Annotated in this window: 15 protein-coding genes; all 15 read right to left on the bottom strand. The window is 32.0% G+C overall.

Annotation, left to right across the window (positions count from 1 at the left end; genetic code table 11):
- Positions 1-71 precede the first annotated feature (71 nt).
- The 15 genes from Q0828_RS04340 to Q0828_RS04270 are packed head-to-tail and all read right to left on the bottom strand — an operon-like array spanning position 72 to position 15,138.
- Positions 72-632 (bottom strand): hypothetical protein, encoded by a 561-nt coding sequence (locus Q0828_RS04340; RefSeq protein WP_298418000.1) that lies wholly within the window; start codon positions 630-632, stop codon positions 72-74.
- A gap of 31 nt (positions 633-663) precedes the next feature.
- Positions 664-1,917, bottom strand: a complete 1,254-nt coding sequence (gene cysN, locus Q0828_RS04335; RefSeq protein ID WP_298417998.1) for a sulfate adenylyltransferase subunit CysN — start codon at positions 1,915-1,917, stop codon at positions 664-666.
- Positions 1,918-1,922: 5 nt separating this feature from the next.
- Positions 1,923-3,254, bottom strand: a complete 1,332-nt coding sequence (locus tag Q0828_RS04330) for a hypothetical protein (RefSeq protein ID WP_298417997.1) — start codon at positions 3,252-3,254, stop codon at positions 1,923-1,925.
- Between the two features lie 10 nt (positions 3,255-3,264).
- Positions 3,265-4,713 (bottom strand): MBOAT family O-acyltransferase, encoded by a 1,449-nt coding sequence (locus Q0828_RS04325; RefSeq protein ID WP_298417996.1) that lies wholly within the window; start codon positions 4,711-4,713, stop codon positions 3,265-3,267.
- Positions 4,714-4,725: 12 nt separating this feature from the next.
- A complete protein-coding gene (gene cysD, locus Q0828_RS04320) occupies positions 4,726-5,631 on the bottom strand; it encodes a sulfate adenylyltransferase subunit CysD (RefSeq protein WP_298417994.1) in 906 nt (301 codons plus the stop codon).
- A 7-nt stretch (positions 5,632-5,638) separates the two neighbouring features.
- On the bottom strand, positions 5,639-6,235 hold the full coding sequence (gene cysC, locus Q0828_RS04315; RefSeq protein WP_298417992.1) for an adenylyl-sulfate kinase: 597 nt from the start codon (positions 6,233-6,235) through the stop codon (positions 5,639-5,641).
- Positions 6,236-6,237: 2 nt separating this feature from the next.
- Positions 6,238-6,693, bottom strand: coding sequence for a DUF2061 domain-containing protein (locus Q0828_RS04310; protein WP_298417990.1), 456 nt, complete (start codon positions 6,691-6,693; stop codon positions 6,238-6,240).
- 3 nt (positions 6,694-6,696) lie between these two features.
- On the bottom strand, positions 6,697-7,506 hold the full coding sequence (cysQ, locus tag Q0828_RS04305; RefSeq protein ID WP_298417988.1) for a 3'(2'),5'-bisphosphate nucleotidase CysQ: 810 nt from the start codon (positions 7,504-7,506) through the stop codon (positions 6,697-6,699).
- Positions 7,507-7,519: 13 nt separating this feature from the next.
- On the bottom strand, positions 7,520-8,383 hold the full coding sequence (gene rfbD, locus Q0828_RS04300) for a dTDP-4-dehydrorhamnose reductase (RefSeq protein ID WP_298417986.1): 864 nt from the start codon (positions 8,381-8,383) through the stop codon (positions 7,520-7,522).
- Positions 8,380-8,913, bottom strand: coding sequence for a dTDP-4-dehydrorhamnose 3,5-epimerase (gene rfbC / locus Q0828_RS04295; RefSeq protein WP_298417985.1), 534 nt, complete (start codon positions 8,911-8,913; stop codon positions 8,380-8,382). Before rfbC ends, rfbD begins: the two co-directional genes overlap by 4 nt.
- 4 nt (positions 8,914-8,917) lie before the next feature.
- Positions 8,918-9,775 carry a glucose-1-phosphate thymidylyltransferase RfbA gene (rfbA, locus tag Q0828_RS04290; protein WP_298417983.1) on the bottom strand — a complete coding sequence of 286 codons (858 nt, stop codon included), beginning with the start codon at positions 9,773-9,775 and terminating at the stop codon, positions 8,918-8,920.
- 27 nt (positions 9,776-9,802) lie between these two features.
- Entirely contained in the window at positions 9,803-10,819 is a 1,017-nt protein-coding gene (rfbB, locus tag Q0828_RS04285; RefSeq protein WP_298417982.1) for a dTDP-glucose 4,6-dehydratase, read from the bottom strand.
- Entirely contained in the window at positions 10,812-11,891 is a 1,080-nt protein-coding gene (locus tag Q0828_RS04280) for a hypothetical protein (protein ID WP_298417980.1), read from the bottom strand. Before Q0828_RS04280 ends, rfbB begins: the two co-directional genes overlap by 8 nt.
- A gap of 7 nt (positions 11,892-11,898) precedes the next feature.
- On the bottom strand, positions 11,899-13,596 hold the full coding sequence (locus Q0828_RS04275) for a hypothetical protein (RefSeq protein WP_298417978.1): 1,698 nt from the start codon (positions 13,594-13,596) through the stop codon (positions 11,899-11,901).
- Positions 13,597-13,638: 42 nt separating this feature from the next.
- Positions 13,639-15,138, bottom strand: coding sequence for a GH3 auxin-responsive promoter family protein (locus Q0828_RS04270; RefSeq protein ID WP_298417976.1), 1,500 nt, complete (start codon positions 15,136-15,138; stop codon positions 13,639-13,641).
- Between the last annotated feature and the right edge of the window lie 33 nt (positions 15,139-15,171).

Genomic DNA, 15,171 nt, shown 5'->3' with positions numbered 1-15,171 from the left:
ATCATTATTCTCCTTTACATAATTTAAAACATGTAATTTGTAAGACATTTTTATCTTCTAAAAGGATTGGTTTATTCTACTAAATCCAAAAGTTTATTTAGAAATGGTTTTTTGAAAATAAGAACTGGCACGTGTCTGCCACCAACTTTTTTTGTTGTAATCGTTTGTGTCTCAGGATCAAAATCCGCAAATTTATTGATTACAAAATATCTTTTTAAGTCTTTTCCCAAAACTACTATTTCGGTACCATTGTATGATAATGTAACTTTATCAATAATTACCTTTTTCACTTTTTTATTCCCTAAACCAATTTGAATAATCTCAGGATCTAAGTCTTTAAAAGCATCAAAATGTAATGTTACAGGAGCATTTTTAGTGTTAACCTTTTGTGTAATTTCATAATTAATCAATTGGTTTTTATCTTCCATTCTAACATACTTTCCAGAAAAAGTATCGTCTTGATCTGTTTGAAAGTCCATTGTAATTTTGATTCCTTCTCGTTCTTTTTTTACTTCTACTTTTTTCTCCTCAACTGGCTTAGTTTCGGCTGGTGTTTTCTTTTCCTCACCACCACAAGAAACCATCGTAGTTATAATACATAAAGAGAAGAAAAGTCTAGTTAATGTTTTCATTACATTTCGTTTTTATAGTTTAATTGATATTTTATATGATCATACCAGCAGCTACAGTTTCGTTTGTTGTTTCATCTATTAAAATGATACTTCCTGTAGTTCTATTTTGCCTGTATGCGTCTATCATTAATGGTTTGGTAGTTCGTATTTTTATTCTTCCAATATCATTCATATTTAAGCTTTTATCGTCAGTATCACGATTAAAACTATTGATATCTATTTTGTAGACAATTTCTTTTATCATTGCCTTTTGCTCATTAGATGTATGTCTGATAAAATATTTAGCTCTTGGCTTCGCTGGTTGATCGTTTAACCAACAAATCATTACATCAACATCTTGAGAGACTTCTGGTTTATTGTTTGATTTTACAATCATATCTCCACGGCTGATATCAATATCATCTTGTAATGTGATAGAAACAGACATTGGTGCGTATGCTTGTTCTTTTTCTTCGTTTAACGTATCAATAGATTTTATTTTAGAAGAAAACCCAGAAGGCAAGATAGTTACCTCATCTCCTTTTCTAAATATTCCACTAGCTACTCTTCCTGCATATCCTCTGTAGTCTCTATGCGATTCAGATTGAGGACGCAATACTGTTTGTACAGGAAAACGCGCATCAACTTTGTTTATATCACTACTAATATGCATTGTTTCTAAGGTGTGTAATAATGGTGCACCTTGATACCATTCCATATTTTTAGATCTATTTACAACATTATCTCCTAATAACGCACTAATAGGAATAAATCGTATATCTTTTACGAGTAGTTTAGAAGAGAATTCTTCAAATTGCGCAATGATTTCATTATACTTTTCTTCCTTAAACTCAACTAAATCCATCTTATTAATACACACAATAATATGTGGTATTTGCAATAATGACGCTATAAACGAGTGTCTTTTAGTTTGCTCTATAACTCCATGACGTGCATCAACCAAAATAATAGCTGCATTTGCTGTAGAAGCTCCTGTAACCATGTTTCTAGTATATTGAATGTGCCCAGGTGTATCTGCAATGATAAACTTTCGTTTTGGTGTTGTAAAATATCTGTAGGCTACATCAATGGTAATACCTTGTTCTCTTTCATCCTTTAACCCATCTGTGAATAAGGCTAAATCTACACCTTCGTGTCCTTTTTTCTTGCTTGTATTTTCAATTGCTTGTAATTGATCTTCAAAAATAGATTTTGAATCGTAAAGCAATCGTCCAATTAAGGTACTTTTCCCGTCATCTACACTACCTGCAGTTGTAAAACGTAATAATTGGTTGTTATCTAACATATATTTTAATTTAGATTTAGCTCTGTTTTATCGAACTCAAATATATCCGATAAAATTACTGCCTTTTTATTTCTTGGAATCATCAAATTAAATTTTATTTTATTAGTTTCTTTAAATTTCTCTATAGGAATACTAAAAACTATAGTATTATTGATGTTTCTTTTATCCTTTATCTTTTTATTAGTTACTAATACTTTTTTATTGTTTTCTCCTTTAAGATGAAATACTAATGCTTCTTTGGTTATATTTTTCATATCACCCTCATAATGAAACATAAAATAAATTGCTTTTGTATCCTGAATTACCTCAAGGTTTTTGAGGAGCAAGTTTTCTGTTATTTTTTTATTCTCAAATTTAGTTACTGAACGAATTTTATGATAATTTCGATCTATAATTTCATCTTTTTCTAAATCTTTGAACAGTGTTTTTGTAAATTCTATACGTCCTTTAGCATTTAAGTGATCCGTATTTTTAAAATATTTCTTGTTTTTTGAAAAACGTGGATCATTCGAATAATCTAAAATATCTACATTTTCATTTTTAGCAGCTTCATCAATTTTATCAAGAACATATTTATTTCTCCATGAAGCGTCAAAATGCTTATTATATTCAGAATGGTATGGTGTTAGTATAATTATTGGCTTACAATTGTCTTTTTTTATTTCTTTAATAAGCATTTTCAGATACTCAATGTTTCTATCATCTTCAATATAAACAGCTTCTTTTTTATGATATTTAGCTCTATTGACTCCATGATTTTTAAGGTTGATACTTTTAGCATTTTTTTCCTTATAACTTTTATTCAAATATGCTTTATAATTAAAAGAAGACGGTGTATAATTTCGATATTTAAGCTCCCTTGAAAATACTTTAGAAACATTAGCTCTTAAGGTTGTAGTTATTAAGTCTAAGTGTTTGGAAACACTGTAATCTTTTATCGCCTGAGGAGGCAGTCTATAATAAAATTCATCTACAAATGTATTTGTACCCTGAGCTCCTTCTTTACTTCCTCCATTTTCCGCTTGACCAAATGAAAAGTAAGAGATTGGAATAAAAACCAATGCATTTTCATTTAAGCTTTCACGTATTTCTTTGTATATCTGTAAATCGTAATAAAGCGTGTTTCCTCCTCTATTGAATCGTCTTCCATTAATTCCATAGAAACCATAGGTAAAACTATACCCGTGAGAAGTTCCAAGGTTTACAACATCGTATTTTTCATTGTTGGCTATTTTGTATTTCTTATTAGGATTATCAATATCATAGATGGCTTTAACAATCAAAAATGAGATTGCTAATACGAAGATAAAGACCAATATTTTTTTAATATTTTTCATACGATATCATCTAAAATTGAAAATAAATAAAATCTCCCACTGTTACTGATCGGTATACCAAAATAACTAAAATCATTACTACATAAGATACCCATCTAAAAGCATAACTTTGACGATTGAAGAGTTTATATAAATTCTTTTTAGAGTTTATATATTCAAGAGATAGCAACGCTACAATACTTAGGATAGCTATATCAAACTCCAATCTGTTCCAACCTATTTCATAAATATTATGTACTGCTTCTACAGTAAACATATTACTTATGAGTGTTATTGCATCATTTAGTGAATTTGCTCTAAAGAAAATCCATGCAAAACATACAATAATAAATGTAATGATACCAAAAAATAGTCTGTTTGAAAATACTTTTTTATCAAGTCCTAAACCTTTATATATCTTTTGTCTAAAAGACATTGATGCTTTTTCAAAGACGATTACAAATCCATGAATAACACCCCATATTATAAAAGTCATAGCTGCACCATGCCATAGTCCACTGACTACAAAAACAATAAATAAGTTTGCATAGGTTCTTATAGATCCTTTTTTACTACCTCCTAAAGGAATGTATACATAATCTCTAAACCAAGTAGATAAGGAAATATGCCATCTACGCCAAAATTCGGTAATTGATTTAGAGAAGTAAGGACTATCAAAATTCTTCATTAAATCAAACCCCATAGTTCTTGCAATCCCTATAGCAATATCAGAATATCCTGAAAAATCACAATAAATTTGAAAAGCAAAAAAGATAGTTCCTATAATAATTTCTATTCCGCCATATTCCGTAGGGTTATTGAATACTTCATTTACATATACAGAAAGTCTATCTGCAATAACCATTTTCTTAAAAAGTCCAAACGCCATAAGTAGCATACCACTTTTGAACAACGTATAAGAAAATTTATGCTTTACCGAAAATTGAGGTAATAAATGACTTGCTCTTTCAATAGGTCCTGCAACAAGTTGAGGAAAGAAACTTACAAAGGCAAAAAAGTTAATAATATTTTTTGTTGGCTCTAGTTTTCCTTTGTATACATCAATAGTATAACTCAATGTTTGAAACGTGTAGAAGCTAATTCCAACTGGCAAAATAATATTAAGTGTACTGGCTTCTATTGTACTTCCAAATAAAGAGAATGCGTCAACAAAAGTTTCTATAAAGAAGTTCGCATATTTAAAATATACTAATAATCCTAAATTGACACATAAGCTAAGTATGAGGTATAGTTTTTTCTTGGATTTTTCCGATGCTTTATGTATCTGTTGACCTAAAACATAGTCTACAATAGAGCTCAATGCTATTAGAGATAAAAAGCGATAGTCCCACCAGCCATAAAAAAGATAACTCGTAAGCAATAAGAAAATATTCCGTACGGGTATATTTTTCGCTAATAACCAATATAATGCGATTACTATTGGAAAAAAAACAGCAAAATCTATAGAATTAAATAACATATATTATTTCTATTAAAAATATCCTTGACGTTTTCTGTCTTCCATAGCAGATTCGGAACGTTTGTCATCACTTCTGTTTCCTCTTTCTGTTTGACGCATTCCTGAAACTTCCTCTGCTATTTTTTCTAGTGTATCCGCATCAGATTCGATACCTCCAGTAATTGTAATATCTCCAAGTGTTCTAAAACGAATCTTTTTTGTTACTATTTCTTCGTGGTCTTCTAAGACTAAGAATTCCGAGTTAGGAATCCATGAATCTTGTCTCCAAACTACTTCACGCTCATGTGCATAATATAAAGATGGGATTGCAATATTTTCGCGCTTTATATAATTCCAAACATCCATTTCTGTCCAGTTACTGATTGGGAATGCTCTGAAATGTTCACCTTCAAAGTGTCTTCCATTAAAGATATTCCATAATTCTGGGCGTTGATTTTTTGGATCCCATTGTCCAAAATCATCACGATGAGAAAAGAAACGTTCTTTCGCTCTAGCCTTTTCTTCATCTCTTCTTCCTCCACCAATAGCACAGTCTATTTTATTGCTTTCAATAGCATCTAAAAGTGTTGTAATTTGCAACGCATTACGAGTAGCATTTTTTCCTTTTTCTTCAGCAACTCTTCCTTCATTGATTGATTCTTGAACAGAACCTACAATAAGCTTTACACCAAGTTCTTCAATAATATCATCTCTAAATTGAATTGTTTCAGGAAAGTTATGTCCTGTATCCACGTGCATTAATGGAAAAGGAATTTTTGAAGGGTAAAAAGCTTTTTTAGCCAAATGGGTTACTAAAATGGAATCTTTTCCTCCAGAAAAAAGAATTACCGGATTTTGGAATTGAGCCCAAACTTCTCTCAGGATAAATATTGCTTCTGATTCTAATTCATCCAAATAATTTAAATAATACTTGCTCATAGTTCGTTTACTTGATCTGTAATTTTGGCTTAATGTGCTTTATAACTTTGCTCATAGCCTCTTCTATAGACTCTTGCGTTGTTAGTATTTCTATATCAGGGTTTTCTGGTGCTTCATACGGCGCCGAAATTCCTGTCATATTTAATATTTTACCTTCTCGTGCTTTTTTGTAAAGACCTTTTACATCTCTACGCTCACATTCTTCTACATCTGTGTTCACAAAAATCTCGACAAAGTTAATATCTTTAACAATACTTTTGACATTTTCTCTATCTTTTTTATACGGTGATATGAAGGAAGCTAATACAACCATTCCTGCATCCACAAAAAGATTTGCTACTTCGGCAATTCTCCTAATGTTTTCGGTACGATCTTCTGGCGCAAATGTTAGGTCTTTATTAAGCCCTTTTCTTATGTTATCACCATCAAGTATATAGGTTTGAATTCCCATTTTATGCAACTCTTGCTCTACAGCATTGGCTATGGTAGATTTTCCAGAGCCTGAAAGTCCTGTAAACCAAAGTAAAAATGAGTTATGCTTGTTACGTTTTTGACGTTCTTCCTTCGCTATTTTGAATTCGTATGAGATTATATTCTCCTTCATAACTATCTATATTTTTTAAAGAAAAAGTTTCGAATTTTCCCTAATGGTAATTTTAACCATATTTTTTCGTGAAAATAATATAAAATGAATTTTGTAAATGACTCCGTTAGTGCAATATACAAAGCCACTTCATCAAAAGCATCTAAAATAATTCCTGAAATAATGAATGTTGCTGTAGTGGCAATTATCCGCCAAGAAATTGTTTTGTAGAGTATTTCTTTGGTTTCCGTTGCTTGTTTTCCTAATATTTTTAACCAAGATCGTTCATGCACATAATATATAGCTAGCTTTAGTAAGAATTCAAAAGCTCCAATTTTTATGGCGTTTTCTAAACTACATTCTCCCAATAGGCATGTAATGGCAAGTACAACCAAAATTGTATCCATTGTAGCAATGATTCTCCATGAGATTCCTTTTAAAACGCTACGTATGTGCGATGATTTTTTGAAGGCTGCCATATGTTAGTTTTTAGCAACAAGAAACCAAGAGTTTAATAGATTTTCTCTGTTGTAAAGCAACGGTGCATTTGTTGCTTGAGAAATTACCTCTAAGTTTACAGCTTCACATATTGCTTGCCCAGCAGCTGTATCCCATTCCATTGTTGGTGCATATCTTGGATAGTAATGCGCTTCTCCTTCGGCTACTAAACAGAATTTAAGCGAACTTCCTTTTGAGATTACCTCAACAGTTGCTTCAGGATGTTTTTCTTTTAGTTGACTGATAAAATCTTGCGTTTCTTGATTCATGTGAGATCTGCTTCCCACTACTTTTATAGTTTCCTCCTCCTTACTTGGCGCAATTTCTTTCGCAATATCAAATACTTCTTTAAGTGATGTATTGTGTTCTTCAACAGAAGCTTTAAATGCTTTGTTTTCTTCTACAACAGCGTAATAAAGATCTTTTTTCACAGGTGCATAGATAACTCCTATTTTTGGTTTTCCGTTTTCTATAAGCGCTATATTAACCGTAAATTCACCATTTCGCTTAATAAATTCTTTTGTTCCGTCTAATGGATCTACAATCCAACATTGATTCCAGTTTTTACGTTCTTCAAAGGATATTACTTTATTTTCTTCGCTAATGATAGGTATACTTGTATTTTTAAGGTACCCATTAATAACCGTATTTGCAGTTTTATCAGCAATGGTTAATGGAGAATTGTCACTTTTTATTTCAACCTCCAAATCAACCTTCTCATATATTTTCATGATTTCACTTCCTGCATCTAATGCTGCTTGTATAGCGATTTCTAGTTCTTCATTTTTATTCATGGTATATGGTAATTTAAGTAATTTTATGTTTGAGCATTAAATTTTTAAGACTTGCTTTCCATTCAGGAATGTCTTTTTTAATTCTTTTAATTTTTGTTTTATTCAACACACTATATACTGGTCTTTCAGCTTTGGTTTTGTACGAAGCTATTTCTTGTAATACAGGTTGTTTTTCTTCGGAAAGCTTCATATTGCTTATAATTTCGCGTGCGAAATCATACCAAGTAGCTTTTCCTTCATTACTAAAATTATAAATTCCATATTCTGTATGATTTTTAGTCAGGATTTCTAGTATTGAATCTGCTAAATCATTTGCATTGGTTGGGGTTCCTGTTTGCTCTGTGGTAATGGTAAGATTTGCTTTTTCGGCGGCTTTTTGTAATATGGTTTTGTAAAAGTTTTTACCAAATTCAGAGTACAACCAAGAGGTTCTGAGGATAAAATATGTTGTTAAGTGTTCTTCTATGTAAATTTCTCCCTGTCTTTTTGATGCGCCATATATACTAATTGGATTTGTAGTATCTTCTTCTGTATATGGCTTTATGCTAGTTCCATCAAAAACATAATCAGTAGACACATGAATAAGCGTTGTATTGCTTTTTTTGCATATAATTGCCAAGTTTTTGACTGCTTCCGCGTTGACAAGGTATGCTTTTTCCTGTTCTGTTTCTGCCAATTCAACATTGGTATAAGCAGCACAGTTAATGCAATAATCTATATTGTTTTTGGCAAAATAGTGAGAAACTCTTTCCTGATTAGTGATATCTAATTGCTGAGAGCTTTTAAAGTAAAATGAAAATTCAGGATAGTTTTTGTGTATTTTTTGAATACATTTTCCCAACTGACCATTAGCTCCTGTAACTAAAACCGTTTTCATAGCGTTAGAGTTTTCAAATTGGGAAGTATTTTATCTTTATCAGAAAGTAAAATTTCATCTTCCGAAAGCATCCAATCTATGGCAATATCGGGATCATTATATATAATTCCTGATTCTGATTCTTTATTATAAAAGTTATCACATTTGTAGGCAAAAATAGTATCATCTTTTAATACAATAAAGCCATGTGCAAACCCTCTAGGAACAAAAAGTTGCTTGTTGTTTTTATCATTTAAAACAATAGAAAAATGCTGTCCAAATGTTGTAGAATCTGGTCTAATATCTACAGCTACATCTAACACTTCTCCTTTAATAACACGCACCAATTTTGCTTGGCTGTGATCACCTTTTTGAAAGTGTAATCCGCGCAACACTCCTTTTTGAGAAGTTGATTGATTGTCTTGTACAAAATGTACATCAGCAGGAAACTTTTGCTTGTTATAAGTTTCCATAAAACTCCCTCTAGTATCCCCAAATATTTGAGGTTCTATAACAAAACAGCCCGCTAATGGTGTATATGTAATGTTCAAGATATTATTGTATTTCTATGAGATGTTTTCCATAACCGCTTTTTAATAGTGGTTTTGCAAGTTCATCTAATTGTTCTTTACTTATGAATCCCATTCTGTACGCAGCTTCTTCAATAGCTCCAATTTTTAATCCTTGGCGCTCTTCTATGACTTGCACAAATTGTGAAGCTTGCATTAATGAGTTGAATGTTCCTGTATCTAACCAAGCTGTTCCTCTATCAAGGATACTTACACTTAGTTTTCCTTTTTCAAGATAAACGCGATTTACATCTGTAATTTCGAGTTCGCCACGTCCACTTGGTTTTATGTTTTTTGCAATTTCTACGACTTCATTATCATAGAAATAGATTCCTGGAACTGCATAGTTTGATTTTGGAGCAGCTGGCTTTTCTTCTATAGAAATTGCATTTCCTTCTTTATCAAACTCTACAACACCATAACGTTCTGGATCATGCACATGATAAGCATAAATAATTCCTCCTTCCGGATTATTATTTGCCTGTAACAGCGTTGCTAAACCAGATCCGTAAAATATATTATCGCCTAATATAAGTGCTACTTTATCATTTCCGATAAATGTTGCTCCTATAATGAATGCTTCTGCTAAACCATTTGGTGCTGCTTGTACTTCGTAATGAAATTCACAGCCAAATTTTTCCCCATCGCCTAGTAGTTTTTGGAATAAAGGCAAATCTTGCGGCGTTGAAATAATTAATATTTCACGAATTCCTGCACTTATCAGCGTTGAGATTGGATAGTATATCATCGGTTTGTCATACACAGGCATCAATTGCTTACTTACGGCTAAGGTAAGTGGATGCAATCGTGTTCCTGATCCTCCTGCTAATACTATTCCTTTCATTTGGTTAAGCTTCGTTTTTATTTTTAACTATTTTGTGTATTTATCCAAATACCATTGTACAGTTTTCACAATACCAGATTCAAAATTTTCTTCAGCTTTCCATCCGAGTTCATTTTCTATTTTGCTCGCATCGATAGCATATCTAAAATCATGTCCTGGTCTGTCAGAAACAAACGTGATTTGTTCTTTGTGCGACTTTGCTTTTGGATGCAATTTGTCTAACAATTCACATATTGTATTTGCAATATACACATTGTTGCGTTCATTTCGACCACCAATGTTGTATGTTTCTCCTGTTTTCCCTGTTTGATATACCAAATCAATTCCTTTACAATGATCTAACACATATAACCAATCACGAATATTTGTTCCATCTCCATAGATTGGAATATTCTCTCCAGCAATTGCTTTTCGGATGATGGTTGGAATCAATTTTTCATCATGTTGTTTTGGTCCGTAATTATTAGAACAGTTTGTTGTTACCACATTCATTCCATACGTATGGAAATAACTACGTACAATAAAATCAGATGATGCTTTAGAAGCACTGTATGGGCTATTTGGTGCATACGAAGTGCTTTCTGTAAATAAGCCCGTTTCTCCTAAAGTTCCATAAACCTCATCTGTTGATATGTGATGGAATCGGCAATTTTCGCACCCTACTTTTATTTGATTTGGCCCATCCATCCAATGTTTTTTAGCGACATCAAGTAGGTTGAATGTTCCAAAAATATTAGTTTGAATAAATGCATCCGGGTTTTTGATAGAGTTATCTACATGCGATTCTGCTGCAAAGTGAATGACTCCTTTGAAATTGTATTTCTCAAACAATTCTTCTATTAATTTTCTATCACAAATATCACCTTCTACAAATATGTAATTTGCATTATTATGTACTTCTGAAAGGTTTGCCACATTTCCCGCATATGTGAGTTTATCAAGATTTACAACTACCGTATCTTGATATTCTTCCAAAAAATATGGAATATAGTTGGAACCTATAAAACCTGCTCCTCCTGTTATGAGTACAAAGTTTTTAGACATTTAATCGTTTCTTTTCTTCGTAAGTATTTAAATATCTATTTAGCTCTCTTACTAATATAAATAGTAATAGTAATGTTAATATGATTGCTGGCACTTTGAAAATAAACCTATCGAAAAATCTTTTGACTTCAGATCCTGGCGTAAAGTCATTTAACACTTCCACAGTATTTACTCCAAATTCTTTTTTCTCTTTTAATTCAAGTATTTTTTGAGAGATTTTCTCATCTAAATCAAAAAGTTCAATTTCATTTGTTTTTACAGTGCTCGAAGACAATTGGATGTTTGTCTGAGAAGAACTCGTTTTTTGCGATTCACTGAGAATGGATTTGTTGTATACATTACGAAGTGTATCTACTATCACCATTCGTTTTTCTAACATTTTTTCTTCCGCATCAATATTACGTAATCGGATATCCTTAAACCTTCTAACGTATTCGTTTTCAACATTATGAGTAATTAAACTATCTTGTAATTCTCTAAAGATGTCCTGCTGAAGAGATGCAATGATTACTTTGTGTGATTTGTAATCTAAAGGGTCAATACTTCTTTTATATTTTTCAAAGTCAATTTGATCTTTAACAATAGCAGTATCTGCCTGCACCATAAACTCATTGTACGACTTTAATATATCATTTTCAGTAACACTGGGCTCAATATAAAACCCCGCTAATGTTTTGGCTTCATCTTCATCAATACCAAAAATCTTAGCTAATGTTTCAGATTTACCATCCTCAGCCAAGTTATTATAGTAACGGATATTTGAGTAAAATTGTCTTGAACTTCCATAGTTGGTGTTAACAACCATACTAGATGAATATATTGGAGGTTTTTTAGAATCTATAAACCATCCGATAACAAGACTTAAAACTCCTGCGATTGTAAATTTTATGATATGAATTCTAATTATTATTAAAACCTTAATGATAAGGTCAAATACTATTAGAAGTATATTTCTTATAAACCTGAAAAGCTTATTAATGGCATTTCCAATCATTCTAAATAACTCTCCTAAATCTACTTCGTTATGAGATTTGGGGGACGTTTCAGGGTTGTTTTGAACATTCTCGCTCATTTCCTTTTTATTTGTTGTTAAATAGTTGTTCTAAAATTTTTCTTGTAATTAAATATGTTGGCTTTACACCTGTTGTCCCTAATCCTCCAGAAGCTAATGTACTCCCAGTTTCTAGCGGGTTATCAGAAGCGTAATATGCATATCTAACTTTTACATCTTCGTTGATACTACTTCTAATTTTTGAAGCAGATTGAATTGCTTTTTGATAATGTGCTCCTTCCATTTCTAATCCAATAACATTCCAGGTAGAATCGTGAAAGAATTTTAAAATGTCTTTGTTTTGTAATGAAGTCCCTAAAACGGTTATCATTGAACCTTCAAATACTTCCAGTCCATGACCTTCTAGGTCTTCTTTTTGTAATTCGTTTTTAAAAGGGTAGTTATCTGCTGTTCCTTCAAATATATGTGCAGACGGAATCATAATGTCTCCTTTTCCTCCTTCTAATATACCTGCTTTCCCCATAATAGAGATAGAGGCAACATTTAAATACTCCTTATGATTTTTATTACCGTTTATGTATGGCTTTAAAAATTCATCAATGGTTTCATACGCTTGTTCTCCAAACGCATAATCCATTACAAATAATACTGGTTTTTCATCATCTGTAGGAGCACAACATGTGTATGTTGTTTTACTAAAGTCAATTTTTGCCGTATCAAATATTTGCACATTGATATTGGTTCCTGATTCATCTTCTATATAAATCATTCCCTTTTTCAACGCTTCTTTTTCTACTTTATTTCGAAGAGCATTATTTCCAGAGGCACTTAACTCTTCAAAAATGTCAAATTCATTGACTGTTTTGAGTTGTTTTTCTAATAATTTTGGTGCAAATATTGAGTTCATTACACTATGCATGTTTGCACTAATGATATGAATAGGTCTTTGTAATAAGTTATTTTCTTTTAGTACTTTTTTAATGTTGTTTGCCCAAACTTCACCATGAATATGATGTCCTAAACGTTCGCGCAATACAGGACTGAATGTAATTGTTCTTTTTTCTCCTGTAGTCACTTCTTTAATGGCTAGTTTCCCTAACCAATAGATGATGTTTAAGAAACGTTCTGGATTTTCTTTGGTAGAAAACGTTTTATGTGCGTCTAATATTTCTTTAAATGTTCGTCCAAGAATGTTTGCCGTATGCGTAATTGCAATTTCGCGTTCTGCTAAGGTTAATTTTTTCTTTTTACAAACAGCTGCTTCTAATTTTTCCCAATCGCGTGTGGTTTCACCATCTTCTCCAATAAGTACACGATTGCAAATTTTGTGCGATTCTATAAACAAAAACGTCAAATGCGTTAAGATATCATAGATTTCGGAACGTCCACGCGTGATTTCAATATTCATCTGTTCTTCGTCTATACGATAACAGTTTCTTCTTCTTTTTGGCGGAATAATGACTTTAAAATGTGAGTTTTTATAGCCTTCATCTGAAGTTAGGTTGATAAAACGGCATTCTTCAATTCCTATTGGCAAACGATCAATAACGTATAGTAACCCGTTAATTTCAGCTTTTTCTTCAGCAACAGATCCATATATTTCGGGACGTAACAACAGTAGTGCCTGACGCAATGTCTCTCCAGAAACTCCCATTGGTTTGTAAAACCCACGATTAAATAAGTGTCTCATGGTAATGTACAAACGTTCAATAGCTCCTGACGATTCTTGCGCTCTAGTTCTTTTATGTATTTTAATGTTACTCATATATGATTTTTCCGCACAAAAATACAAGTTAATTTGATATTTCTATGCTTTTTTGTAATTCGTTAGCGTTTCCGCGATTTTTCTATCGTTAGATAATCTTGGAATTTTATTTTGTCCACCCAATTTTCCAATTGATTTCATATAATTTTGAAACCCGTCTTTTTGGATTTTCGTAATTTTTAATGGTTGTAAAACTTTCCCTTTTATGAGATCAAAATAGTAACTATTTTGTTGTTGTAATGATGCATCTATTGTCTCCTGAAAAGCCTGTATATCTTTAGGTTCTTTTTCAAATTCTATAAACCACTCATGATACGGCAACTCATTTTCTGTGTTTATTTTAGGTGCTACTGTAAATTCATTAATGCTTGCGCCAGAATGTTGCAGTGCATCATTTAATGCGTGTTCTACTTCTTTCCCTATAACATGTTCTCCAAATGCCGAAATAAAATGCTTGATACGGCCTGAAACAATTACTTTATATGGTTTTATAGAAGTAAATTCTACAGTGTCGCCAATATTATAACCCCAAAGTCCAGCATTGGTTGAAATAATAATGACGTAATTTACGCCTAGTTTTACATCTTTTAGAGATATGCGTGTTGGGTTTTCGTTAAAAAAGGTATTTGCTTCGATGAACTCATAAAAAATACCCGATTTTAACTGTAATAACATGCCTTTATCATCTTGCTGGTCTTGAAAAGCGAAGAATCCTTCACTAGCTGGATACAATTCTATGCTATCCACTTTTCTACCAATCAAGTTTTCAAATTTATTTCGATACGGTTCATAATTGACTCCTCCAAAAATGAACAATTTAAAATCTGGAAAAACGTCTCCAATTTTTTTACCTGTTCGTTCCTGAATTCGTTCAAAATACATTTGAACCCACGAAGGAATTCCACTAATGATCGCCATTTTTTCATCCAAAGTTTCATCTACAATGGCTTCTACTTTGGTTTCCCAATCGTCAATACAATTAGTTTCCCAACTTGGCATTCTATTTTTTTGCAAATAACCAGGCACATAATGTGCTACAATTCCTGAAAGTCGTCCAAGTTTTACACCGTTTTCTTCTTTTAGAATAGGGCTTCCTTGTAAAAAGATCATTTTTCCATCTACAAAATCGGCATTTCCTGTTTCGGCAACATATAATAAAATTGCATTTCGAGCAGCTTCTACATGTGTTGGCATTGATTCTTTCGTAATTGGAATATATTTTGCGCCAGATGTAGTTCCTGAGGTTTTGGCAAAGTAAAGAGGTTTTCCTTTCCAAAGAATATCTTTTTCACCTGCAACAACACGTTCTACATACGACTTTAAAGCTTCGTAATCACGAATAGGAACTCGTTTTACAAAATCTTCATAAGAATGAATATTTTCAAAATCGTGATCTTTTCCAAAAGCAGTATTTTTTGCTTGCTGTATAAGTTGTTTAAATACTTTTTCTTGCGTTTTTATAGGGTTGTTTGCCCATTTATACACTTTCTTTTGAATGCGTTTGGCAAAAGGTTTGGCAAGTAAAGCTTTTAAGGATTTCATCTGTTGGTTGTTTTTTTTTATTCGATCAGATGT

The sequence above is a fragment of the uncultured Kordia sp. genome (assembly GCF_947496985.1).
Lineage (GTDB): Bacteria > Bacteroidota > Bacteroidia > Flavobacteriales > Flavobacteriaceae > Kordia.
Note: the sequence above shows the minus strand (reverse complement) of the source record. Positions and strands in the feature narration are given on the sequence as shown.

Excerpts from the sequence above, each read along its gene's own strand:
- Q0828_RS04340 (WP_298418000.1), bottom strand. The coding sequence starts at position 632 with ATGAAAACATTAACTAGACTTTTCTTCTCTTTATGTATTATAACTACG.
- cysN (WP_298417998.1), bottom strand. The coding sequence starts at position 1,917 with ATGTTAGATAACAACCAATTATTACGTTTTACAACTGCAGGTAGTGTA.
- Q0828_RS04330 (WP_298417997.1), bottom strand. The coding sequence starts at position 3,254 with ATGAAAAATATTAAAAAAATATTGGTCTTTATCTTCGTATTAGCAATC.
- Q0828_RS04325 (WP_298417996.1), bottom strand. The coding sequence starts at position 4,713 with ATGTTATTTAATTCTATAGATTTTGCTGTTTTTTTTCCAATAGTAATC.
- cysD (WP_298417994.1), bottom strand. The coding sequence starts at position 5,631 with ATGAGCAAGTATTATTTAAATTATTTGGATGAATTAGAATCAGAAGCA.
- cysC (WP_298417992.1), bottom strand. The coding sequence starts at position 6,235 with ATGAAGGAGAATATAATCTCATACGAATTCAAAATAGCGAAGGAAGAA.
- Q0828_RS04310 (WP_298417990.1), bottom strand. The coding sequence starts at position 6,693 with ATGGCAGCCTTCAAAAAATCATCGCACATACGTAGCGTTTTAAAAGGA.
- cysQ (WP_298417988.1), bottom strand. The coding sequence starts at position 7,506 with ATGAATAAAAATGAAGAACTAGAAATCGCTATACAAGCAGCATTAGAT.
- rfbD (WP_298417986.1), bottom strand. The coding sequence starts at position 8,383 with ATGAAAACGGTTTTAGTTACAGGAGCTAATGGTCAGTTGGGAAAATGT.
- rfbA (WP_298417983.1), bottom strand. The coding sequence starts at position 9,775 with ATGAAAGGAATAGTATTAGCAGGAGGATCAGGAACACGATTGCATCCA.
- rfbB (WP_298417982.1), bottom strand. The coding sequence starts at position 10,819 with ATGTCTAAAAACTTTGTACTCATAACAGGAGGAGCAGGTTTTATAGGT.
- Q0828_RS04280 (WP_298417980.1), bottom strand. The coding sequence starts at position 11,891 with ATGAGCGAGAATGTTCAAAACAACCCTGAAACGTCCCCCAAATCTCAT.
- Q0828_RS04275 (WP_298417978.1), bottom strand. The coding sequence starts at position 13,596 with ATGAGTAACATTAAAATACATAAAAGAACTAGAGCGCAAGAATCGTCA.
- Q0828_RS04270 (WP_298417976.1), bottom strand. The coding sequence starts at position 15,138 with ATGAAATCCTTAAAAGCTTTACTTGCCAAACCTTTTGCCAAACGCATT.